The sequence below is a fragment of the Pseudoalteromonas sp. 2CM41L genome (assembly GCF_023161905.1).
GTDB classification, from domain to species: domain Bacteria; phylum Pseudomonadota; class Gammaproteobacteria; order Enterobacterales; family Alteromonadaceae; genus Pseudoalteromonas; species Pseudoalteromonas atlantica.
Window position 1 is genome coordinate 1 of record NZ_JALNTN010000025.1, and the last position, 23,939, is coordinate 23,939.

Annotated in this window: 18 protein-coding genes; 8 read left to right on the forward strand and 10 right to left on the reverse strand. The window is 43.2% G+C overall.

Translation table 11 applies throughout. The features are described from left to right. Positions 1-72 precede the first annotated feature (72 nt). The 8 genes from MTF64_RS19100 to MTF64_RS19135 all read right to left on the reverse strand — a co-directional run bounded on the left by MTF64_RS19100 (position 73) and on the right by MTF64_RS19135 (position 12,937). Complete coding sequence (locus MTF64_RS19100) at positions 73-813, reverse strand: sigma factor-like helix-turn-helix DNA-binding protein (protein ID WP_248452363.1); 741 nt, start codon at positions 811-813, stop codon at positions 73-75. A gap of 272 nt (positions 814-1,085) precedes the next feature. Continuing rightward, positions 1,086-1,799: a hypothetical protein gene (locus MTF64_RS19105; RefSeq protein WP_248452364.1), complete on the reverse strand. Its 714-nt coding sequence runs from the start codon at positions 1,797-1,799 to the stop codon at positions 1,086-1,088. A 161-nt stretch (positions 1,800-1,960) separates the two neighbouring features. After that, a complete protein-coding gene (locus MTF64_RS19110; protein ID WP_248452365.1) occupies positions 1,961-3,748 on the reverse strand; it encodes an alkaline phosphatase in 1,788 nt (595 codons plus the stop codon). Between the two features lie 11 nt (positions 3,749-3,759). Next, positions 3,760-5,343, reverse strand: a complete 1,584-nt coding sequence (locus MTF64_RS19115; protein WP_055255433.1) for an alkaline phosphatase — start codon at positions 5,341-5,343, stop codon at positions 3,760-3,762. 211 nt (positions 5,344-5,554) lie between these two features. Beyond that, positions 5,555-7,981 (reverse strand): TonB-dependent receptor, encoded by a 2,427-nt coding sequence (locus MTF64_RS19120; protein ID WP_054983875.1) that lies wholly within the window; start codon positions 7,979-7,981, stop codon positions 5,555-5,557. Positions 7,982-8,193: 212 nt separating this feature from the next. After that, the gene (locus tag MTF64_RS19125; protein ID WP_200910457.1) at positions 8,194-9,933 is read right to left on the reverse strand and encodes a solute:sodium symporter family transporter; all 1,740 of its coding nucleotides are present in this window, start codon (positions 9,931-9,933) and stop codon (positions 8,194-8,196) included. A gap of 101 nt (positions 9,934-10,034) precedes the next feature. Beyond that, positions 10,035-12,095, reverse strand: coding sequence for an alpha-xylosidase (locus tag MTF64_RS19130; protein ID WP_248452366.1), 2,061 nt, complete (start codon positions 12,093-12,095; stop codon positions 10,035-10,037). A 107-nt stretch (positions 12,096-12,202) separates the two neighbouring features. Beyond that, positions 12,203-12,937: a sulfite exporter TauE/SafE family protein gene (locus MTF64_RS19135; protein WP_024034010.1), complete on the reverse strand. Its 735-nt coding sequence runs from the start codon at positions 12,935-12,937 to the stop codon at positions 12,203-12,205. 203 nt (positions 12,938-13,140) lie between these two features. On the opposite strand from MTF64_RS19135, the gene MTF64_RS19140 reads away from it, so the two are divergent. The 6 genes from MTF64_RS19140 to MTF64_RS19165 all read left to right on the forward strand — a co-directional run bounded on the left by MTF64_RS19140 (position 13,141) and on the right by MTF64_RS19165 (position 18,463). Next, a complete protein-coding gene (locus MTF64_RS19140) occupies positions 13,141-13,890 on the forward strand; it encodes a GntR family transcriptional regulator (protein ID WP_004586029.1) in 750 nt (249 codons plus the stop codon). A 216-nt stretch (positions 13,891-14,106) separates the two neighbouring features. Beyond that, positions 14,107-15,069, forward strand: coding sequence for an aldo/keto reductase (locus MTF64_RS19145; protein WP_029773103.1), 963 nt, complete (start codon positions 14,107-14,109; stop codon positions 15,067-15,069). Between the two features lie 9 nt (positions 15,070-15,078). After that, positions 15,079-16,074, forward strand: coding sequence for a TauD/TfdA family dioxygenase (locus MTF64_RS19150; protein WP_248443775.1), 996 nt, complete (start codon positions 15,079-15,081; stop codon positions 16,072-16,074). Then, positions 16,074-17,078 (forward strand): YeiH family protein, encoded by a 1,005-nt coding sequence (locus MTF64_RS19155; RefSeq protein WP_248452367.1) that lies wholly within the window; start codon positions 16,074-16,076, stop codon positions 17,076-17,078. Before MTF64_RS19150 ends, MTF64_RS19155 begins: the two co-directional genes overlap by 1 nt. Positions 17,079-17,148: 70 nt before the next feature. Then, on the forward strand, positions 17,149-17,394 hold the full coding sequence (locus MTF64_RS19160; protein ID WP_024034014.1) for a DUF3297 family protein: 246 nt from the start codon (positions 17,149-17,151) through the stop codon (positions 17,392-17,394). Between the two features lie 166 nt (positions 17,395-17,560). Beyond that, positions 17,561-18,463 carry a homocysteine S-methyltransferase family protein gene (locus MTF64_RS19165; RefSeq protein ID WP_248452368.1) on the forward strand — a complete coding sequence of 301 codons (903 nt, stop codon included), beginning with the start codon at positions 17,561-17,563 and terminating at the stop codon, positions 18,461-18,463. Between the two features lie 14 nt (positions 18,464-18,477). On the opposite strand, the gene MTF64_RS19170 is transcribed toward MTF64_RS19165, so the two are convergent. Both MTF64_RS19170 and MTF64_RS19175 read right to left on the reverse strand, forming a co-directional pair. Next, a complete protein-coding gene (locus MTF64_RS19170; RefSeq protein WP_248452370.1) occupies positions 18,478-19,314 on the reverse strand; it encodes an alpha/beta hydrolase-fold protein in 837 nt (278 codons plus the stop codon). 133 nt (positions 19,315-19,447) lie between these two features. Beyond that, a complete protein-coding gene (locus MTF64_RS19175; protein ID WP_138540492.1) occupies positions 19,448-19,864 on the reverse strand; it encodes a MerC domain-containing protein in 417 nt (138 codons plus the stop codon). A gap of 141 nt (positions 19,865-20,005) precedes the next feature. Here MTF64_RS19175 and MTF64_RS19180 point away from each other — a divergent pair, with 141 nt between their 5' ends. Both MTF64_RS19180 and MTF64_RS19185 read left to right on the forward strand, forming a co-directional pair. Further along, positions 20,006-22,414 carry a TonB-dependent receptor gene (locus MTF64_RS19180; protein WP_248452372.1) on the forward strand — a complete coding sequence of 803 codons (2,409 nt, stop codon included), beginning with the start codon at positions 20,006-20,008 and terminating at the stop codon, positions 22,412-22,414. Positions 22,415-22,446: 32 nt separating this feature from the next. Next, positions 22,447-23,847 carry a 5-methyltetrahydrofolate--homocysteine methyltransferase gene (locus tag MTF64_RS19185; RefSeq protein ID WP_248452373.1) on the forward strand — a complete coding sequence of 467 codons (1,401 nt, stop codon included), beginning with the start codon at positions 22,447-22,449 and terminating at the stop codon, positions 23,845-23,847. Positions 23,848-23,939: the final 92 nt, after the last annotated feature.

The following is a 23,939-nucleotide window of genomic DNA, read 5'->3' on the forward strand; positions in this document are numbered from 1 at the left end:
GCTGGTTTAGCGCCAAATGAATCTGAGGTTAGATACCAAGATTCTAAAACTGTGGCCAAAATTAGTTGACCACTACATAGGCATTTTAATATAACCGCACACCTTCATAAAAAGATCAATGTATTGGCTATCAAGAGTTTTAGTAAACCTTTCTCGCAAAATATGCTCAATATTGCTTTTTAACAATATCGAGCTATGGGTCTTAAATTCTACTAACACAGAATTAAAGCTCTGAATAATTGCCTCAGAAAGTTTCCAATTTTTGGGAATTAAATCACTTTTAAGTAGTAAGCCTAACTCTGAAATCATCTCAGATTCAATCTGCCTGATCCTTTCCCTTGTTAAGCTATAAAAAGTACCTAAATCTTCAAGGGTGTACTTTTTATTCCCGCTAATACCATACCTTTTATTGAGAATATCTTTATTTCTTTCATAGTTTTTAATACTTTTTTTAGATAAATATAGCTCTATCAGAGCTGGAAAGGCATCGACCAAGTTCCCATTTACGGAAGTTAAGAAAACATCACGAGGGTCAATAAGTTTTTTCAACTCATCTTCGGATGCACTCTCTACATTTTGAATAAATATATTGGCTATGAGTACACTATCAGCGATTGTTTTTTCTCCTACTCCCTCTATTTCCTGAAGGTTGTTATATATAAAGCTAATTGCTTCAAAGCTATTTTTAGCTTCACTAGCATTAATCGCATTTATAGTTTTCTTAGGAAGACCGATAGAATCTATTGGAATATCTTTCGCTCTCTCTTGAAAAATTGATGAAAAATTTTGTTTTATAACGTCTTCAAATAGCATAAATGCCTCCTGTATCGTTTGAAAAACCTAACAGTTTTATCGGAGGACATTCCTTACTTCCACAAAATGTCCCTATTGTGTGAACTTCTATTAATAACAAATTGTATAAATTTTTACCAATTATAAATGTGATTTGGTGGAAGGGTTAGTTGATAAGTAAAAGGAAAGCTGCCTGATAGTATTTTGATTGTTCTGACTGTATTAACTCGTGAAGTAGCTCATAGCCAGTAACTCTTCCAGCTATGAGCTACTACATTTAAAAACGCTAAAGTTTAGTGATGGTGCCCACCTTGAATCGCTTTACCTTGCTGGTTATAAAACCCTGTTGCGCTGTGCTCTATAAAACCTAGGTTGATCATTTTTGCTAAAAACGGGTCGTTTTCGTTATCGCCTATGTCGGCGTAGTCGGTGGTTTGAAAGCGATCCCATTTGGCAAACTGTGCGGTTATTTCTGCTTTATTACTGTTTACCTCGTCAAGGCTTAGCAAAGTATGGGTATCGCTTTTTTTATTGGTTACGCTAAAGCTTTTAACCAAGTTTGATTTGGTAAATAAAGCGAGTTTAAATTGATTGTCGCCCTCAGTAAGTGTGTAGTTTTTTACCTCATCGCAGCCGCTGCCTTGGGTGTTAACTAGGGTCATTTTTTCGATTAAATGCGTATCCACGAGCTGATTTTTAGCACTCCAACTTTGTACACCGCGTACCTCAGATGGCTGATATTCAATACCGCGTTGCTGAGCATTAAAATAACGAATTGGGCGAATTTGCTTGTTAGCTAAGTGCTGCCAAAGCTCAGTAATTACCTCACGCTGATGCGCAACTTGTGAGTTATTTCGCCAAAGCGTAAGTGATTGCGTGCTTTGCTCGTTTTTATGAGTATTGGTAATTTTATAGTCGGCTTTTAAATGCGCGCTATCAATATTACATTGCTGCGCTAGGGTGCAGGTACTGGCAAGTGTTGCCATTAAAAATAATGCTAGTTTCATTAAATTATCTCTTATTTAAACGTCACTGTAATAGGCATTACCATACCCATTTACAGTGGCATTTTTATGACATAAAAAAACAACTCGCACAGCGTACGAGTTGTTTTTAAATACCCCATTTTTATACGTACTTTATGTGCTGAGCGTACGTATTAAATTACTTATGGCGTTACTTTTTCATCAGCGGTAGTTACTAAGTCTGCTGCAAAGTCCATTACATGGAATAAAAAGCTTTGCTCGTTAGTGCCTGTAACTAAGTGAGCGCCTGGGCCCATTGCGTATACGCCAACATCTTCACCTGCGTGAGTTTCTGAGCCAAGTGGTACAAGTGCCTCTTGGTGAAAGCCCGGTGCAGTTGTATCAACATCGGTTAAATCTACACGCCCTGTAACAGGTGCAAATGCATAACCTGCATCGGCATCGGTTTCATCGCCTAAATCTCTAAAGCCGCCACCGTTGGTGTAGCCAACTGTGGTATATGGCATATCGTCGGCAGCTAGACTTGGCTCGGTTTCGCCTACGGCAACAACTTTTCCTAATATTGGGTTACCACGTTTAGGGTAGCCTGCAATAGTAAATACGTGGCTGTGATCGGCAGTTACTACTATTAGCGTTTCTTCTGGGTTAGTGTTTTCCATTGCCACTTGCACAGCTTTTGCAAACTCTACTGTGTCGTTTAGGGCATTGTAGGCATTACCCGCATGGTGCGCGTGGTCAATACGACCTGCTTCTACCGATAAGAAAAAGCCATTGTCGTTGTTATCTAGCACGTTAATTGCTTTTTCGGTCATTTCGCTAAGCGAAGGCTCCCCCGCTACATCGTTTGCGCGGTCGGCTTCGTATTGCATGTGCGATTCGTTAAATAAACCAAATACTTTAGTGGCATCGTCGCTAATTGCATCAAAACCAGTTTGGTCCATAACGTAAGTACCGCTTGGGTAAGTTGTTTGCCACTCGGTTACGAGGTTGCGGCCATCAGTACGGTCGCCTTCTACTGCGCTTACTGCATCGGCTGAATTTGCTGCTTCATCTTTTGGTAAAAAGTGACGACGTCCGCCACCCATTACAACATCAATGCCATCAACATCAATACCCGCATAACGCGACTCTAAGTTGGCTTCAAAGTTAACAAGTTGCGATGCAATATCTTCACAGGCTTCTGTGCCCTCCGGCATATCTGAGTTATCTTCCCAGTTACGGTCAGCCGATTTAGCATACGTTGCTGCAGGTGTTGCATGGGTAATACGTGCTGTTGAAATAAGGCCGGTTGCTTTACCTGCTATTTCAGCAAGCTCTAACGAGGTAACTAGTTCGTTGCCTGTTACCGTGGCACAGTCGCCGCGTTCAATGTCTTCATCTACGCCAATTACGCCCACATCGGTTTTAACACCTGATACCATTGCCGTCATTGTGCCTGCAGAATCCGGCGTTTGTGCATCTACGTTGTAAGTTTTAACAAAACCTGAGTACGGCATTTTTTCAAAGCTTAACTGGTAGTCTTCACCTAAACCGCCTTCAAGCTGGCCTGCTAAAATACGTGCAGCTGTTACGGTAGAAATACCCATGCCGTCGCCAACAAATAATATAACGTTTTTCGCTTTGCCAGATTCAGTAACCACTTCGCTATTAGCTTGCTGTGTTGCCGCAAGCTTTGTTTGTGCATCGCCATACCATGCGTTAGTAGTTAGGGTGGAAAGTTGCTCGCTGGTAAGTGACGTAGCAGGTGCATTACACACTAAGTTTGAAGAGGTAACTTCGTCACTATCTAGCACGCCGTTGCCGTTTGTATCTACGCCAGTTTGGGTTTCTACGCCGCCATTAACACATTGCTCAGAGCCGACTGCAATGGTGTTATCTACCGCGAGAATATTATTTTCGTCTTTGTCGTCGTCACTACAACCTGCTAGCGCGACCATTACTGCTAAAGAAAGTACTGTTAATTTGTTCATGTTAGCCGCCATTATTGCTGAGTTAGTTCAAGAGCTTGATTAATTAAATGAAATACTACGTTTTGCTCAATTACGCCTTGAGCTAGCTGTGCGCCTGGGCCTTTTGCATGCAGCGAAATATCTTCACCGGCATGGGTTTCTGAGCCAAGAGGGACAGTGGTTTCTTGGTGAAAGCCAACATTGGTAGTATCAACGCCAGTAAGCTCTACACGCCCAGCAACTGGGCCAGTTGTATATGCTGCATCGGCATCTGTTTCATCAACTAAATTTCTAAACCCTAAACCATTTGCATAGCCTACTGTGGTGTAAGGCATATCGTCGGCAGCAAGGCTTGGTGTGGTTTCACCTACGGCAACTACTTGGCCTAAAATTGGGTTACCGCGTTTAGGGTAGCCAGCAATAGTAAATACGTGGCTGTGATCGGCGGTTACTAAAATAAGGGTTTCTTCTGGGTTGGTATTATCTACCGCAGCTTGCACGGCTTTAGCAAATTCAATGGTGTCGTTAAGTGCGTTGTAGGCATTACCCGCGTGGTGTGCGTGGTCAATACGGCCCGACTCAACGGTTAAGAAAAAGCCGTTTTCGTTTTTACCTAATACATCAATTGCTTTGCTGGTCATTTCGCTCAGCGATGGCTCACCGGCAATATCGTTTGCGCGGTCTGCTTCGTATTGCATGTGCGATTCGTTAAATAAGCCAAACACTTTAGTGGCATCATCTGCAATGGCATCAAAGCCTGCTTGGTCCATAACATAAGTACCTTGTGGGTATTGTGTTTGCCACTCAGTAACTAAGTTACGCTCATCAGTACGGTCGCCCTCTACAGCGCTAAGTGCATCTGCTGAGTTAGCTGCTTCATCTTTTGGTAAAAAGTGACGACGTCCGCCACCCATTACAAAATCAAGGCCGTCTACGTCGGTACCTACAAAACGTGCTTCTAGGTTTTTTTCAAAATTAACTAATTGCGAGGCAATGTCTTCACATGCAGTTTCGGTTTCTGGCATGTCTGAGATATCTTCCCAGTTACGGTCTGCCGATTTTGCATAGGTTGCCGCTGGCGTTGCATGGGTAATACGCGCTGTTGAAATAACACCGGTTGCTAGGCCTTTAATTTCAGCAAGTTCTGTTGCTGTTAAAAGCTCATTACCCGATACAGTTGAACACACACCGCGCTCTATGTCTTCGTCTACACCAATAACGCCTACATCGGTTTTAACCCCTGAGATCATCGCGGTCATTGTGCCTGCAGAATCTGGTGTTTGTGCATCTACGTTGTATGTTTTTACTTGTGCTGAGTACGGGAACTCTTCAAAGCTTAAATAACCTTCTTCACCTAAATCGCCCGCTCTTTGTCCTTTTAAGATACGTGCTGCGGTAAGGGTAGATACACCCATGCCGTCGCCTACAAACAAAATAACGTTTTTAGCTTTTGTTGTTTGCTGGCTTTGTGCAAGCGCAGTTTTTGTGGCGAGTGTAGTTTGGGCATTTGTATACCAGTCATTGTCTGTTTGGCTTTGTGGTAATACATCGGCATGACTTGCAGCACTTAACATAAACGTTAAGCCAACTGCCGCAGCAACTTTTTTAATTTTCATCCTTTATTATTCCCATTGTGTAGTGGTTATTTTTTGCTTGAAGCGTAAACCTCAAATAAGTAACCGCTGCACTATAGAAAATAGATGTGACCTCTAAGAGTACTTTTAATTAAAAAACAATGACTAAACCATGACAAAATTAAGACACAAAAAAGCGCAGCGGGTTAAACGCTGCGCTTAGCACAATTTTCACAAGGATATATTTATAAAATTAAAAACGTGCCTTAAACGATACACCAAAGTAGCGCTCTGCATCACGCGGAATTTGGTAACGGAAGTTGTCGCCACTGTAGGTGGTTACGTAGCTTTCGTCGGTTAAGTTTTTAGCAATAAGCGATACTCTAAATGCATCATCTTTAAACGATAAACCCACACTTGCGTTTAAAATACCGTAATCTGGTAGTAACGCTGCTGGGTTAAACTCGCCTACATTGTTTGGTAGGTCTGAGTACTGCTCGTCGGTGTAAATGTAAGAGCCGTTTATATGAATATTAAAGTCGTGCTCTGTTTCAATAAAGTAATCAGCACTTAGTGAGTACTTTAAATCTGGCGAAAACGGGACATCTAAGCCAGAGCGGTCAGTACATGAGCCTGCTTCTACCTCTGCCGGACAATTAAACTCGTCAATTTCGGCCTGAATGTACGCAATACCACCGGTTAAAGTAAGTGAGTCGGTAGCCGCCCACATAAAGTCAACCTCAGCACCTTGTGTACTTACATCACCTGCATTGGTTAAACGGGTAATACAGGTACCGTCTGAACAGTCAAAGTTATTGGCTTGAAAGCCTTCAATTTCGGTTCTAAACACGGCAAAGTTAAATACAAAGTCGCGGCTTGCGTATTTATAGCCTAACTCGTATGCGTCTGACTCTTCTGGCGATATTTCGCGGCTATCATTATCTGGATTAAAGTTGTAGTACACGTTAAAACCAGGGCCTTTATAGCCTTGCGAGTAAGTACCGTAAACCATTTGGCCATCGCCTAGGTCGTATTGCATACCTAAACGACCCGACACATTGGTTTCTTCTGCACTGCCTGATTCGTCAGTATTTAGTGCTGCTGAGCGTACACCTACACCGGTGCGACCAAATTCGTCATTGCTTACGCGGCGGTGTGTGTACGACACTTCATCGTCGGTATAACGAATACCAAACAGTACACGTAAGTCTTCAGATAAATCGTAAGTACCATCGGCAAAGGCTGCCCAGTTGTTAAACTCGGTGCTCATGTACGCGGTTGCCGAAACAATATCGTTAGCATTACAGCTTACACCTAAGCTTTGTGTGTAGCCGTCTAAGTCGGCCAATGCGGCATCAAGCTCTGCACCGGTTAAGTTATTTTGTGCGTAATACGCCATTGCAGCGTCTAGTTGGCCACCGTTATTTTGACAACTCGCGTCACGGGTAAAGTTACGTTGCGAGTCCATGTTCCAGTAAAATAAGCCAGCCACATAGTTAAACGGACCCGCTAGGTTTGAAGTAACTCTAAATTCTTGCGAAAACTGATCCCACTGCTGGGCACCTAAATCGTGTAATTGAAAGGGCGCGCCAAATACAGGTTCGTTACTGTCGCCAGCTATTGAGGTAAAGTCGCCTTCGCGGTATTCGGTGTTATCCCACGAGCGCTGCGCAGTAATAGAGGTGTATGTGTAGTCGCCAATGGTTTTATCAACCTGTACCGAAAACGCGCTGTGTTCGTCAATAGTGCGCGATTCATAGTCGTGATCAACTTTGCGCTGATCTAGGTCAATATCGGCCACACCATCAACAATACCGTTGCTGTTAGGGGCTGCGTCTGAATCTGGGTTACGGCCACTTGGCAGGGCTTCTAAATCGGCACAACAGTCGTCGTCGGCGTTATAAAATTCGGCAATAAATTTTACGTTTAAATCATCGCTTGGCTCGTATTTAAATACAGCACGTGCGCCTTCACGGTCGTAACCGTTTACTTTTTCGTTGTTGTAAACGTTATCAATGTAGCCATCAAACTTACCTTTAAACACGGTTAAGCTTGCTGCTAAGTCGTCGGTTAAGCCGCCGCTTACCACGCCTTTAAAGCGGTATTCGTTGTCTTGATAAAACGAGGTTTCTACGCTGCCGGTGGTGTCGTACGAAGGATCTTTGGTTGTAATGTTTACCACACCCGCCGAGGCATTTTTACCAAATAGTGTACCTTGTGGGCCGCGTAGTACTTCAATGCGAGATACATCGTATAAATCGGCAAAGGCTTGACCAGAGCGACCTAGCACCACGCCATCAACCACAGTTGCCACACTTGGCTCAGCAGCAATACTAAACGAAATAGTACCAATACCACGCACTGTTAGCGCTGAGTTACGGGTTGTGGTGCCTTTTCTAAAACTCACCGAAGGCACAAGTGACTGCAGGCCTTCCATGTTATTAGCAAACGCCGAATCAATCTGATCGCTATTAAGCACAGACACCGCAAGCGGTACTTCATTTAGGCTTTGCGTTCGTTTTTGTGAGGTAACAACAATTTTTTCAAACTGGTCGTTATTGTTTTGCTCTGCTTGTTGTTCAGTTTGCTCTTGCTGCGCATGTGCTTGCGTGCTTAGTGCTAAACCCGTTGTCATTGCTAACGTGACTGCCAAGCTTAAGACGGACTTTTTAGCTCTCATGTCATTCTCCAAATTGTGCGTGTGTGCTGTTAAATTACCGCGCTAGCAAGTGTGTGGGTTGCTAAAAAGCGGTGCCAGAGTGTTGTAGTTATTTTCCTTATATCTCTTATGTCTTATATAAGAGATATAAACTTAAACAAACTTATGTTCTATTGCAAACATTATGTGAATAAAATGTGATTTAAAATTTGTATAAAGAATATAACGGCGCATTATGTCGCCTTAGCAACGCCGATATGCGCCAAGCTGCTTTGGTAACGCTTATGCCATCGGCGTACGCTCCACCAGCTAAGCACAAAGGCGCTAGTCCAAACAGCAATTAAGCTTGGTACAAAGTACACGCTGGTGCCACCCACCAATCCAAGCGGAGAAAACAGTATGTACAAGCTTATAATTAAGCTTACTAATACAATCGCGCAAGGCAGTGCGTATTTCCACGGGCTTAGGTTTACCTCGGCTTTGCGGGTAAAGTTCCATGGTGTGGCAAGAGGTTTGTAGTAGCCAATACCTAACATAATGGCCAGCTCAATAAAGAATAATATGGCGTAAATATGGATAAAGTTAATATCTACATCCCACACAAATTTAAGCAAAGTGTAGGCAATAACATGAAAAACAATAGCCACTTTAGCGCCCAGTGCAGGCACTTTGCGAGTAAATAACCCCACGAGCACAATTGTGATGACCGGAATGTTGTAAAATCCGGTAAATACACGAATGATGTGCCATAAACCTTCTGGCGCAAACATCAGTAATGGCGCGGTAATAAACGATAAAACAGCAATTACAATACTGGTAATTTTGGCCACTTTAATCAGCTTTTCGTCGCTTACTTTGTCTTTTTTCATGGGTTTGTATACATCTAAACAAAACAACGTGGCGGCACTATTTAACAACGAATTAAACGAGCTAAATACCGCACCTAGTAGCACCGCTAAAAAGAACCCAGATAAGTACTGAGGCAGTACATCTTTAACTAAATGTGGGTAAGCTAAATCTATGGTTTGTAAGCTTTCGTGCTTATAAAGGTGATACGCAATTACGCCTGGGATCATCATCATAAAGGGTACTAGCACTTTAAAGTACCCTGAAAACAACACGCCCTTTTGGCCTTCTACTAAGTTTTTAGCGCCCAGTGTACGCTGGATCACGTACTGATTGGTGCCCCAATAAAATAAATTAGCGAGGATCATACCGGTAAAAATGGTGCCAAATGGCACGGGATCGTCACTGCTACCAATGGCGTTGAGCTTTTCGGTATCGGTGTTTACCAGTGTGCTTAGGCCATCGGCAAAATTGCCATCGCCAAGGGCAATTAGGCCAAGGGTAGGCACTAAAATACCAATAATTAATAACCCAACACCGTTAATGGTATCTGATACTGCAACTGCCTTTAAACCGCCGAATACCGCGTAAATAGCGCCCACAGAGCCCACAATAATAATGGTGACAATTAAGCTTGCTTGATAGCTTAAGTTTAATAAGGTGGGCACATCAAACAGCCTAAGAACGGCAATTGATCCTGAGTACAAAACAGAAGGGATCGTTATAAAACAATACCCTACCATAAATAAGATCACCGTCATGCGGCGTACGGTATCGTCAAAACGATCCCGTAAAAATTCAGGCAGGGTAGAAAACGCGCCGGCTAAATACCGCGGTAAAAAGATCAGCGCCATTATAATGGTTGATATCCCAGCTGTTACTTCCCACGCCATTGAGCTTAGGTTGTAACCATACGCTGAGCCATTAAGGCCAATAAGTTGCTCGGCCGATAAGTTAGTGAGGATCATCGACCCCGCTATAAATGTACCTGTTAAACCACGCCCTGCTAAAAAGTAGCCGTCTTGGGTATTAACTTCCCCTTTGGTTTTTTGGTACGAGATATATCCTACCAGCGCCATAAACGCCAAGCACGATAGCAGTGTCATGGTAATGTTCATACCTTCCATCTTACGCCCCTTTTAGCTTACTTTACTCGGTAAAAAGTAAGCTAATATCTTTATTATTGTGTGTGTTACGTGTGTTGTGTGTGTTTGCTATTAACCGAGTTTTATTTTGGCCATGCTGTTAGCTGGCTCATGTCTTGCTCTGTGTGTTGAACCTCTGGGCCTAGCATGAGCGTATCGCCTTTACGAACAAATACGGCCATTTGTGTAAGCTCAAGTGTTTCTTCGTAATACTTGCCGCCTTGGTACGCCTGCCCATCAGGGAATCGCACCCACTCGCCTTGTGGTAAATAAAATTTAACTTTACCGTTTGGTACTACACATGGCACCACAAGGAGTTTTTCGCCGCACATAAATTGCTGATCAAAACTATGTGCCAGTACGTCATCAGGAAACGCCAGTGCCATAGCACGCTGAATAGGCAGCCCTGTTTGCTGCGCTTGCTCTGCACATTCTTGTAAGTACGGAATTAACTGATAGCGTAATTTAAGCGCTGCAAATACAGCGTCACTTGCTTGCTCGGTGTATGACCACGGTTCGCGTGGGCCAATACCATGTAAGCGCATATGTGCACTAAATACCGACGCTTGCGCCCAGCGTACATAAAGCTCTGCATCACGCGTATCTTTATAAAAACCACCAATGTCGGTTGCAAAAAATGGCCCGCCCGACATGCCCCACGCTAAGCTGCCGCGAATACTCGCCGCTAAGCCTTGCCAATCGGCTTGTGGGTCGCCGCCCCATTGTGCAGGGAAGCGTTGGCTGCCAGTCCACGCTGAGCGGCTAAATAAAAATGGCCCTGTTTTACAGTATTTTTCGGCAGCTTCATAAACGCAGCGGTTGTACAGCATACTATAAACATTATGCAGTCTAATGCCGCTGTCGCCACTGTGCGATACCATGTTTTCGTCTTCTAGCTGTTCGCCAAAGTCTGCTTTTATCATATCTACGCCAAGCTCAAACAGTGGCTTGTGCGACTCCAACCAGTATTCGTAAGCATCGGGATGAGTAAAATCTAAAATACCCGACTCTGGTAATGGCGTAAGTACTTCGCCAAATGGGCTTAAATCCCACTCGTATTGATACGCTTTACCTGTGCGTTTGTCTTTTATTAGCCAGCCGTTCTCGGCCGCTTTAGCAAATAATGGGTTGTTTACCGAGATCATTGGGTATTCCCACACGCAAATTTTAAAATCCATGGCTTTTAATTCATCAAGCACAGGTTTTGGGTCGGCGTAACGTGTTGGGTCCCATTCAAAGGCAAAGCGGGTGTCGGTGTCTTGCCATGCACGGCCATCAAGGGTGATTACATCGCACGGCATGTTTTTAGCGCGTACTTCGCGGGCGACACTTAATAGCTCGTCGGCATCTTTGTAGTACGCTTTTGATAAAATAACACCAAAACTCCACTGCGGTGGCACCGGTGCAAAACCAGTTAGCTCGCAGTAGCGATTAATGCTTTGTGCAGGCGTTTGCTCTTGGTATAAAAATACATCTAATGCGTCGTCTTCTACTAAACACACATAAGCACGTTGCGACCAAAGTGCGTAGCCTACGCCATGTGTAACGGGCGCTGGTGTGTGTACAAATAAGTTCCAGCCCTCTGGGCTCCATGCGTATGGCGTATTTTTATAAGATTTTTCGGCGTTGACGCCTAGCGCATCGTGGTTGTATGAGCGAATAAGCTGGCCGCGTTTATCAAGCTTGCCCCATTTTTCGCCAAGGCCGTAAACGGCTTCGTCGTAATTAAGCTCTAGGCTTAAAATCCAGCCGTTATCGGTTTTGGCCAGTGGCGGTAAACGGTGCTGGCGCACAAAATGGCCATCAGTTGCTGATTGCTGTACTAATTTATCGTTTTTATAAAGCTTAAAGTAAAAAGGGTCGCTGTAAAATTCTAAGCGGTACTCACCGGCGGTGGCTGCAAAGCCTTGGTCTAATTTATTAAGTGATAGCGGTAAGTTTGAAGGGGTGGTGGTTAATATTTTAAACGTCTCGTCATGCGTGGAGCCTGCATTTAAACGTAAACCAAACTGGCTTATGGTAACGCTGACCTCGCCAAATTGAGTTGGTAAAACTAGCACATGGCCTTGTAATTTAGGCTCTGCAGTTAAGCGTGCTGGCTCTATTGCGTTCCAGTCTGGCTCACGTAATTCAAATGCATTCATGGGAGTTCCTTAACCAATTATTAGTCTTGTATAAGACACAAGTTAAATAATTGTAATCCCCATGTCAATGTAAATAACCCTAAGATGAATTATTTACATCGTTACTTTTAAAATATGCCCGGTGCCGATGTTGCCACCAGCGAAACGCCACTTAAGCCAAGCAATGCAATTGCTATTATACGAATCCATTTTGCATCAACGTAAGGCGTTAATTTACGAGCAAATTGCGTTACTAATAATACCAGCGGTATGGCCGCTGCAATTAAAAACATAATGTCGAGCTCGGGTAAGGTGCCAAATAAGGCAATACCAACGCGGACTAAGCCACCAATGGTAAATACCGCAAGTAAGGTGCTACGTATGGCCTCAATAGACCAAGCTTGTTTATAGCACTGAAACACCAATGGCGGCCCCGAAGTTGAAAACAGCCCGCCCAGCAAGCCACTTACGCCGCCGGCAATTAAAAACGAGCCACGCCCGCTTTGCTTATTTGCTCTATCACGGCCAATTAGCATTAAGCCACAACAAAGCAAAATACTAATACCTAAAATAAAGTTTAAAAACTGCGTTAAATGCGCCGACATATATTCAAGCAATATAAAACCTAACAGCATTAGCGGAATACCGGTATACAACATAAGTTTAAGCTCGGGCACTTTTACTGTACTGCGATTTTTAACCACCACAGTGGTTGAGTTAACTAAACCCAATAAACTCACTAAAAAGGTGGTGGCAGTGAGCGGTAAAACATCTAGCAACGTAAAGCTTGCAACCACCAGCAACCCAAAGCCAAACCCGCTAAGCGTTTGCATTATGGTGGCAAGGCTTAGGCACAACGCCATAAGCAAGATGAGTTCTAACGAAATACTGAGCACTTTAAATATCCTACGTGTGCGCTATTGTAGTGTAACGATTTGTTTTTGGGCATAATGTAAAAACAAACTACACGGCAATAGTTCACAATTAATTGAGCTTGCGCAAAACTGCGCAAAAAGTTTCACCTATGATATAAATACAGGTGGATTAAATTTAATGGTAAATAACAATGAGTAACTCTATGTTTGATCACAAATTAAGTGGCCCAAGCTTGGCTTTTCAACCACTTTACTTACAAGTGGCTGATTATATTAAACAGCTCATTGTTGAAAGACGCTGGGTACCTGGCGAAGTATTACCGAGCGAGTTTCGCCTTGCTGAAGAGTTTAACGTAAGCCAAGGCACTGTGCGTAAAGCGCTTAATTTATTAACCGACGATAAAATAGTTACTCGCCGCCAAGGTGTTGGTACGTTTGTATCTGAGCATACCGCGCAAGATGCCCTGTTTAGGTTTTTTCCGCTACAGGCCGACGGTAAAGGCGCCGACCTACCTAAAGCCGAGCTATTGTCGGTTGAGCTTTGCCCTGCACCACAAGATGTTATTGATGCGCTGCAACTTAATAAAAAAGACAAAGTCACTAAGCTGGTACGCAGACGCATTCTCGATAACGAATTTTGTATGAGCGAAACTATATATCTACCACAAAGCTTCTTTCCTGATATACATCAAAGTAGTGATATTCCGCACACATTGTATCATTACTACCAAACCAAATTTAACCAAACCGTGCATAAAACCCAAGACAGCATTAAAGCCGTTTTAGCAGATGAAACCGACGCTAAAATGCTCGCTATTAAAGCCGGTGACCCTTTATTGTTGGTATCGCGCATTACCGAATCAATCGAAGGTAAACGCATTGAGTACCGTTTAAGCAAATGCCGTAGCGATCATTACCACTACCAAATAGAACTTGATTAATTAACCGCGCTTTAGCCGCGAGTAAGTTATATTAGCGCATACTTATTAAATATTTTTTAAAGGCAGCAAACGCTGCCTTTTTGCTGCCTGTAGGTTTTTTAACACCTTTCATTTATTCTCTTACGGTTAACACAGTGTTGACACTGTTAGATTCGTATAATAACTTATGTCTTATACAAGACCAAAGTCATTATGCAATTTTAACAGGAATTCCCAATGAGTTCATTAAATAACATCCCGCCAGTCGGGTTCGGTTTATGGAAAGTAGCACAAGAAGATTGCGCGCAAACGGTGTACCAAGCTATTAAAGCAGGTTACCGCCATCTTGATTGCGCATCAGACTACGGTAACGAAGAACAAGTAGGCGATGGCATTGCTCAAGCAATAAAAGACGGCCTATGTACCCGTGAAGAATTATGGGTAACATCAAAACTATGGAACACCTTTCATGCGCCAGAGCATGTAGAGCTTGCCATTGATAAAACCTTGAGCGATTTAAAGCTCGACTACCTCGACTTATACTTAATTCACTTTCCGATTGCGCAAACGTTTGTACCAATCGAAACGCGCTACCCACCAGAGTGGTTTGTAGACCCTGATGCACAAAACCCACAAATGGAGCTGGCAAAAGTGCCGCTGCATTTAACGTGGCAAGCAATGGAAGAGCAAGTACATAACAACAAAGCAAAACGCATTGGTGTGTGTAACTACTCAAGCGCGCTTATTCACGATTTAATGACCTACGCCACAATTAAACCCGCCATGCTGCAAATTGAGTCACACCCTTATTTAACACAAGAGCGCTTAGTAAGGCTTGCAAAACAGTACGATATTCCGGTTACGGCGTTTTCACCACTGGGTGCGCTTTCGTACCTTGAGCTTGAAATGGCCGATCAAACTGAGTCGGTGCTTGAGCAAAGCGTGGTAAAAGCTGCGGCGCAAAATCATGGCAAAACACCAGCACAAGTTGTACTGCGCTGGGGTGTGCAACGCGGCACCGCCATTATTCCTAAAACCTCTAAATTTGAACGTATGAAAGAGAACCTCGCGCTGTTCGACTTTGAATTAACAGAGCAAGAAATGGCGCAAATTTCTGCGCTTAATAGCAACCGCCGTTTTAACGACCCTGGGCACTTTTGTGAAGCTGCCTTTAACCGTTTTCACCCTATTTACGATTAGGATAATAAAATGTCAGCTACCGAACTTAACTATGCCCAAGTGCCTACTCAATTAACGTTTGATGACTCGGTTTTTCCGTGCATTGTAGTTAATAACAATAACGCCAGCACCGTTGAAGAAGCGGTAGCTTTTATTCGCGCTAACAAAAACGAGTTGGCTAAAAAACTACGCAGCTCAGGCGCTGTATTGTTTAGAGGCTTTCCTGTTGATAGCGCCGAAACCTTTGATACATTTTCAGCGGGGTTTGATTACGACAACTTTACGTACCAAGAGTCGCTATCTAACGCGGTACGTATTAACTTTACCGAGCGTGTATTTACCGCTAACGAAGCCCCCAAAGATGTAGAAATTTACCTTCATCACGAAATGGCACAAACGCCTATTTCGCCAAGTAAGCTGTTCTTTTTTTGTAAATCGGCAGCTGAGGAAGGCGGCGCGACACCGCTTTGTCGCTCAGATAAATTATTTAGCGCATTAAAGCAGTTTGATAGCCAATTAGCCGATGACTTTGAACAAAAAGGCTTAAAGTACACCACTTACATGCCCGCAGCCGACGATGCTACATCGGGTCAAGGTCGCAGCTGGAAAAGCACCCTAAGTGTTGAAACCAAAGAAGAAGCACACAGTAAACTTACCGAGCTAGGTTACGAGTGGGAATGGCTAGAAGATGGCTCTTTAAAAGCAATTACCCCCGTTTTACCTGCGGTAGTTACACTTGAAAACGGCGTACAGGTTTTTTATAACCAACTTATTGCCGCTTACATGGGCTGGAAAGGCGTTCGCGAAAACCCATCGGTTGCTATTACCTTTGGCGATGGTAGCGCCATTCCTAAACAAGGGCTTGAAAAAATTGTTGAGCTATCAAAAGAATTTACCTTTGATTTAGCATGGCAAGATGGCGATGTAGCCTTAGTTGATAACGAAATGGCTATGCATGGCCGCCGCCCATTTACTGGCGAGCGTAAACGCCAAGTGCTTGTTGCACTGACAGCAGCTAACGCCTAATGCAAAGCTTAACCGGTGCACTAAAGGTAAAAGTTTCCCCGTTATGGCAAGGGGCCAGCATTGCTGCAATGACTGGCCTTGCTGCCTTATTTTTAAGTGAACACTATGGCGCGCCCGCTATGTTGTTTGCTTTATTATTAGGGATGGCGGTGTCGTTTTTATATCAAAGCGACAGCCCGTGCGTTAAAGGCATAGACTTTACCGGTACTACGGTTTTACGTGTAGGCATTGTTTTACTTGGCACCCGTATAGCGCTGGGCGATTTGGTTACACTGGGCTGGCAAACAGCGCTAATGTTAGCTGGCGCTATATTTACCACCATTATTTTAGGGGTTGTACTTGCCCGAGTATTTGGTTTGCAAAAACGCTTTGGCGCACTAACCGGTGGCTCAGTCGCTATTTGTGGTGCATCGGCAGCACTGGCTATTTCATCTATTATGCCAAACAGCGAGCATAAAGAGCGCGATACCTTACTTACCGTAATTGGCGTAACGGCCATGTCGACCATTGCAATGATTTTATACCCTATTGTGGTTAACTACCTTGAATTTGATGCACATAACGCCGGGGTATTTTTAGGTGGCACCATACACGATGTAGCCCAAGTAGTGGGTGCCGGTTATTCGGTATCGCCCGAAACTGGCGATATAGCAACACTTACCAAACTAGTTCGCGTGGCTATGCTATTGCCTGTAGTACTTATTATGATGGTGGTTATTAATCGCTCAAATAAAGGTAACCATGGCGAGTTGCCAAAAGTACCGGGGTTTTTAATTGGCTTTGTAATTTTAATGATTATAAACAGCACCTTTAACCTACCCGCTATTGTGCTTGAAACCACAAATGAGCTTTCTCGGTTCTTTTTAATTGCCGCCATAGCCGCCATTGGTATGAAAACAAATCTAGGCAAACTCACCGAGGTGGGCTTAAAACCAATAATTATGATTGTTGCCGAAACCATTTGGATAGCACTGTTAATACTTGGCTTTGTATTGTGTAGCTAAGCATTAAACCTTGAGCGTATTGAGTGGATTGCCTACAATAGCGCATCACTTTTTAATAAAGATTAAAACCATGACCGATTCAACAAAACCAGCATTACCTGATCAGCTTTCTATTAACCCACGTAGCAAGCATTACGTAGAAGAAGTGTTTGAACACGAAATTGGCGTAAGCTTAAATGGCAAAGAACGCTTTGACGTAGAAGAGTACTGCATTAGCGAAGGTTGGATTAAAATTGCCGCACCTAAAGCACTAGACCGCCGCGGTCAGCCTTTACTTATGAAAGTAAAAGGCACGGTAGACGTATTTTATAAGTAAGGTTTAGCCTACTTAAATAAGCGGCTCTCTTGCGAGATGTCGCTTTTTTTATGCCTGTAAAAAAGCATTGAGCTTTTTTCATGTTAAAGGTGACGAAGTTTCATTATGAATCTAAAAAAATTATGGTTGAATAGCGCCATATTGTTTAGTTGTATAGAAATCCTTTATGAATAAAGTAACTATTTTAGATGGCGGCATGGGACGCGAGCTTAAACGCATTGGCGCGCCATTTACACAGCCACTGTGGAGTGCACAAGCACTAATAGAAGCCCCACATTTTGTAACGCAGGCTCACCAAGGTTTTATAGATGCAGGCGCTGAAATAATTACCGTTAATAGTTATGCCTGTGTGCCCTTTCATTTAGGTGAAGCGCTATACCAAGCTCAAGGCGCAGCCCTTGCACAGCAAGCGGCAGTTATTGCAAAAGACGTAGCTCAAAACGCTAAACAAAATGTATTAGTAGCAGGCTCATTACCACCCGCATTTGGCTCTTACCGCCCAGAGCTATTTGAGAGCGAACGCGCTTTTACTATTTTAGATACGCTATACAAGGCGCAAGACGAGCACGTAGATGTATGGATTGGCGAAACCATATCGAGCATTGAAGAAGCGCACGTTATGGCAAATGTACTTAAAGGCTCAAACAAGCCATGTTATTACGCATTTACCTTAAATGATGTGGTAAGCGAGCAAGCGACACTTCGCTCTGGTGAGCTGGTAAGTGACGCCGTAGCGGCTTTGCTTGAACAAAATGTTACTGGTATTTTCTTTAACTGCTCAATACCTGAGGTTATAGAGCAAGCCTTTAGCGATTCCAACGCAGTATTAGCTAAACAAAATAAAAGCGTTGTTTTAGGCGCGTTTGCTAATGGCTTTACACCTATCGCAAGCGATTACAAAGCCAACGAAGGCTCGCAGGCGTATCGTGATATTGCACCTGCAGAATACCTAGATTTTGCAAAAACGTGGTACAGCCAAGGCGCAAGCATTATTGGCGGCTGCTGTGGTATAGGCCCAGAATTTATTGAAGTATTAGTAAACTGGAAACAGGAACTTGAAAGCGCTTAAGCTTTTAGTGCCTTTTAGGGCTTGTTTGCTGTTACCCAATCAAGCCCTTGTATAGCTGTAGTAGGAAAAGCGGTTGCATGGCTCGCCCCTTCAATAACAACGCTTTTTAGTTCAATATTGTCACTGCTAAGTGCATTAATTTTTTGCATTAATTGCTTTGCCCCTTCCACCATATTTTGCCCTTCACCAAAGCGTGGCGTTTCCTTTGCCCCTACCGATATATAAACCTTTGTAGGCAATTTAGGTTTATTTGCTTGTAGCGCTAAAATCGCATTGTTATTAAACCAAACTGATGGGCTGCCAATTATATAATTATTAAATAAATCGGGCATCGTAAATAAAATAGTCACGCCAAATAAGCCGCCTAAAGAGTTACCTATATAGGTTTTTTGTGTGCTACTTGCTCGGTAGTTACTTTGTATAAACGGCAGTACAGTATTTTTTAAAAACAGCGCGTGGTTTTGAGCGTTACCTGTTTGTTTTTTCCAGCTTTTAGCCTTATTTGGTGTGTAGTCTCTAACTCGGCTATTAGACCCTTTGGAGCCTTTTTCGTAGCTAATGGCCACAATAATAGCCTGCTGCATTTTTCCGCTATTCATAGGAAACCGCGTAGCTCCCGCCACAATAGGAAACGTGTACGGTGCATCGGTTAAATAAATAACTGGATATATTTTTTCAGGGTGCTTTTTATATGACTTAGGGAGCTGAATAAAAACAGGATATACCCGATTGGTCACGGGCTCAGTAAGTTCTATAACGCTGCTTCTAGGGATTTGGTACGGGGTATTTGCGCTTAATTTAAAACACATTAAAGCGCAAAGTAACAGCAGGGATTTTAAAGCAGTATTCATTAACCTAAGCCAAGCATAATAAACCAATATTGGATGACTACTTTAACCCACTTATTACTTTAAGCTATTAAAAAATAAACACTCGGCTTTGAAAGGCAGTGCTACATGTTAGTTGTTTGTAGCACTAACACCGCTAAGCTACCTGATCAGATTCATCGCCTGAACACGGGCAATTATCATCATTTTGTTTAAGGCATTGTTGGTAATTAAACCAATGAGCCACAGCAATAAACGCTGATCCTATTAAGGTTAGCGCTTTTTCGGCTATTTCATGCCCTAGCAATACCGCACATATCATAAAAGACAGCCCAATAACGCCGCAGGCCATGTAACGCTTACGCTTATGCTTTTTACAGCCTAGGCTCAATGCTAATAAACTGGTGGGTAATACTGCTGCAAGAATCCATAAATGAAATTGTTCACTATCTATTTGCAGTACAGCAAAGCTTGGCAATAGCGCTAAAATAACCGGGGTTGCAAAACAATGCACTGTACACATTAACGATAACCCAATCGCCATACGATCCATAACACTTTGACTCGACTTCATTATTTCCTCTACTAAATTAGTGCCTCTACTCAAAAGCGTTACTTTTAAGGAGACATTTTAGTAACAACAGTTAATTACTATTGATACATTATAACATTTCTCGCATAATTGATATAATATAACATCTAACAAGGTAGTCAAATGAAACCTAGATCACAATTAGCTGTTCTCATCGCAGCTTTATTGCCAGCAAGTGTACTGGCATCCACAATTGAAGGCGTTGTTTTAAACAATCAAGGTAAAATAGTTACCAACGCAACCATAGAGGTTGAAGGTTCAGACCTTCAAGTAACCACCGACGAAAACGGTAAATTTGTTATTGCAGAGCTAAACAATGGCTTAAAAGAGCTTCATGTTGTGGCGCCAGGTTATGCGCATCTTCATCGCGATATAACAATAACGAATGATGAAAACCAATCGGTTACGTTTAATTTAAAGCGCTCGCCTATTGAAGTTATTGATATTGAAGCAACCCCTATTCATATGTCGGCAATGGAGTCTGCCTCACCTGTTAGTGTTTTATCTGGCGAACAACTAAGACGACAACAAGCTGCAACCCTTGGCGACAGCCTTGAAAAACTTCCAGGCGTTAATACTAACTTTCACGGGAAGGTAGCTAGCACACCTATTATTCGTGGTTTAAGCGGCCCGCGTGTACTTATTACTCAAAATGGACTTGATGTAAGTGATGTGTCGCGCGTTGGCCCCGACCATTCTGTTGCATCAGAAGCGTCTACCGCACAACAAATTGAAGTATTGCGCGGCCCTGCAACACTGTTTTATGGCAGTGGCGCCATTGGTGGCGTAGTAAATGTGGTAGATAACCGCGTACCAACCGAAAGCACAACACGCGGCGAGTGGAACGTAGAACATAACTCTGCTGATAACCAAAAAGTGGCCTCGTTTAATGCCACCACAGGCACAGACTCGGTAGCTTTTTATGCCGATGCGTTTTGGCGTGAGGCCGATGACTACGAGGTGCCTGTAGCGGCTGATATAGATAGCGATGATGAAGAGCATCGCGGCGATTACAAAGTTGAAAACAGTAATGAAGAGTCTGACGGTTTTACTGTTGGCGCTAGCTATTTAATGGATAACGGATTTATTGGCTTAGCAGTAGAGCAATTTAATCGTCAATACGGTATTCCGGGCCATACGCACGGCGATGAAGAAGAGGAAGAACATAGCGACGAAGAAGAAAGCGTATTTGCTGATTTAGAGCAAACTAAAGTGCAATTATTAGGTGAGTACAACTTAGATAATAAATGGCTAAACAAAGTAAACCTTCGCGTTGGCCACTCCGACTACGAGCACGCTGAAATTGAGGGTGGCGCTGTAGGCACTACTTTTAAAAACGAAACAAACGAATTTCGTATAGACCTACTACATAACCAATTTAACGAGTGGAATGGCGGCATTAGCTTTCATTACAAACAAAGCGATGTTGAAGCACAAGGTGAAGAGGCCTTTACCCCTCCATCAGAAACCGAAAGCTTTGCTGTAGCGTTAATGGAAGAAAGGCACTTTGGTGATTTTTTAGTGCAGTTAGGTGGGCGTATTGAGCGTGTAACCATTGAAGCAGGCGACGTATTACTGCCAAATATTGACGCTCACGCACACGATGAAGCGCAAGAAATCGACGAGCATGATCACGACCACGAAGAAAGCGCAGAAACCACTCGTGTATTTGACGTAGAGCACGAATTTACGCCAATAAGTTTATCTGCAGGCGTAGTGTGGGATTTTACACCTAACTATAATTTAGGACTTTCTGTATCGCGCTCTGAACGTGCGCCTTCTGCTTCTGAGTTGTTATCGTTTGGGCCACACATTGGTACTGGCACTTACGAAGTAGGTACACTATTTGATTTAGATGAAGACGGCCATTTAGGTTTATCTAGTCAAACAATTGACCTAGAAACAGCCAATAATATCGATTTAACATTACGTAAAACCCAAGGTGATGTTGGCTTTATTTTAAATGCCTTTTACAACCAAGTAGATAATTACTATTACCAAATAGACACTGGTTTATTCGCCGAAAGTGGCCACGACCATGGCGATGAAGAAGGCGCCGACGAACACGACCATTCATCAGAACTGCCGGTTTATTTATTTAAAACAGACGACGTAATTTTACACGGGTTTGAAGCGCAAATTGCGTGGCAGTTAACCGATGAATTTAAAGTAGATTTATTCTCAGATTACGTTCGTGCACGCCTTAAAGACGGCGGCGATTTACCTCGAACTCCACCGCTTCGTTTTGGTAGCGAGTTAAGCTATCAAACAGATAAACTAAGTGCGCATATTCACGTTACTCGCTATCAAAAGCAAGACCGCACAGCCCCACAAGAAACAGCAACTGACGGCTACACATTGGTTGATGCAAGCATCTCTTACGACCTTTCAGTATTAAACCAAGATATGTCTGTGTACCTGCGAGGCACCAACTTAACAGATACAGAAGCACGCGTGCACAGCTCGTTTGTAAAAGATATAGCACCACGTCCAGGACGTAGCTTTGCGCTAGGCATTCGCGGTTATTTTTAAGCATTAAAAAATTATAATTAAAGGAAATAAACATGAAAAAACTATATCAATTAAAGCTTATTGCACTGGCTATTAGCACTACATTTATTACAGCCTGCGGCGATGCCCAGACCAATATTGTAGAAAAAAATCCTATTGTTGTAGAAGACGAGCACGATCATGACGATGATGATCACGACCATGATGATGGCTACACAATTGATTCATTGGGCAGATTAGCTGTGCTTGCAGGCGATAGCAACGAAGCCAGCTTTTATGACCTAGATGACAACGCTTTACTTGAAACATTTACCCTGACGAACGATTCAAACACGCTATCGTCATCACCTGATTTTCGTTATGCCGTTATTGCAAGCCGCGCACAAGATTACTTAGGCTTTATTGATGGTGGTTTATGGCGTGAAGACCACGGCGAGCATTTACACGACTACGAGCAAAGCCCAGCGGCTAGCAGTTATGAGCTAACAAGTGGCAGCCGACCTACTCACCTTGTAAAACATGACGGCCAATTAGCTGTTTTTTATGATGGTGATGCAGACTCAGGCACGGTTGCCTCTGTTGAAGTATTAACAGATAACGACATAACCAGCGCAACAGCAACGCTACCGGGTATTAGCTACGATATTAATATGCACGGTGTAGCAGAGCCTCGCGGTGAGCATTTATTATCAACACTTCGCCGTGATGACAGCGAAAGCACATCGGTTGCTAAAGTACTGCCAGACCAAGTAGGTGTTTATCACTTTCATGATGGTGAATATGAGCTAGAACAAACCTTAGAAGTTACGTGCCCTGATTTACACGGTGCTGCACAAAACCACGACTACGTGGCATTTGGCTGTAGCGATGGTGTGTTATTAGCCCACCAGCACGATGATGAATACGAAGCTGAAAAAATAGCGAACATTGCAGCCGTTGGCGATTTACGCATTGGTAGTATTTATGGCCACGAAGATAGCGAGACCTTTATTGGCGTAGCATCTGGCCATGGTGGCGGCGAAGCCGTAATTGTAACTATTAACCCAGCAACAGCACAAATGGAAGAACTAGAATGGCAACTAGCCGATGGCGCAAGTGCTGTGTCGTACTCTTTTTCTGCCCATGGCGAGCACTTTTTAATATTAGACAGCTTAGGTTTTTTAAATGTATTTAGCGCACACGACCATGATGGCGAAATGCATTGGGAGCTTGAAGGCCAAGTTGATATTACCGAGCAAGATGTATCAACCATGCCAGAGGGCATGAGCTTTAGCATGACAGTGGCGCAAAATGATCAATTTGCTTATGTAGCCGACCCTATTGCTCAGCACGTTGTGCAAGTACACCTTGAAGAATTAGAAATTGAAAGTGAGGTTGAGCTTACTTTTGCTCCTAGTGCAATTACTTGGCTTGGTATTGCGCAAGAGGAAGAAGAAGACGATCACGACCACTAATTTCACTCTTTAAAAAGAGTACTCCCTTGAAGGTTGGCGTTTTAATGCCAACCTTTTTTTATTCACATTTTGTAACAGACCTTTTATCGCAA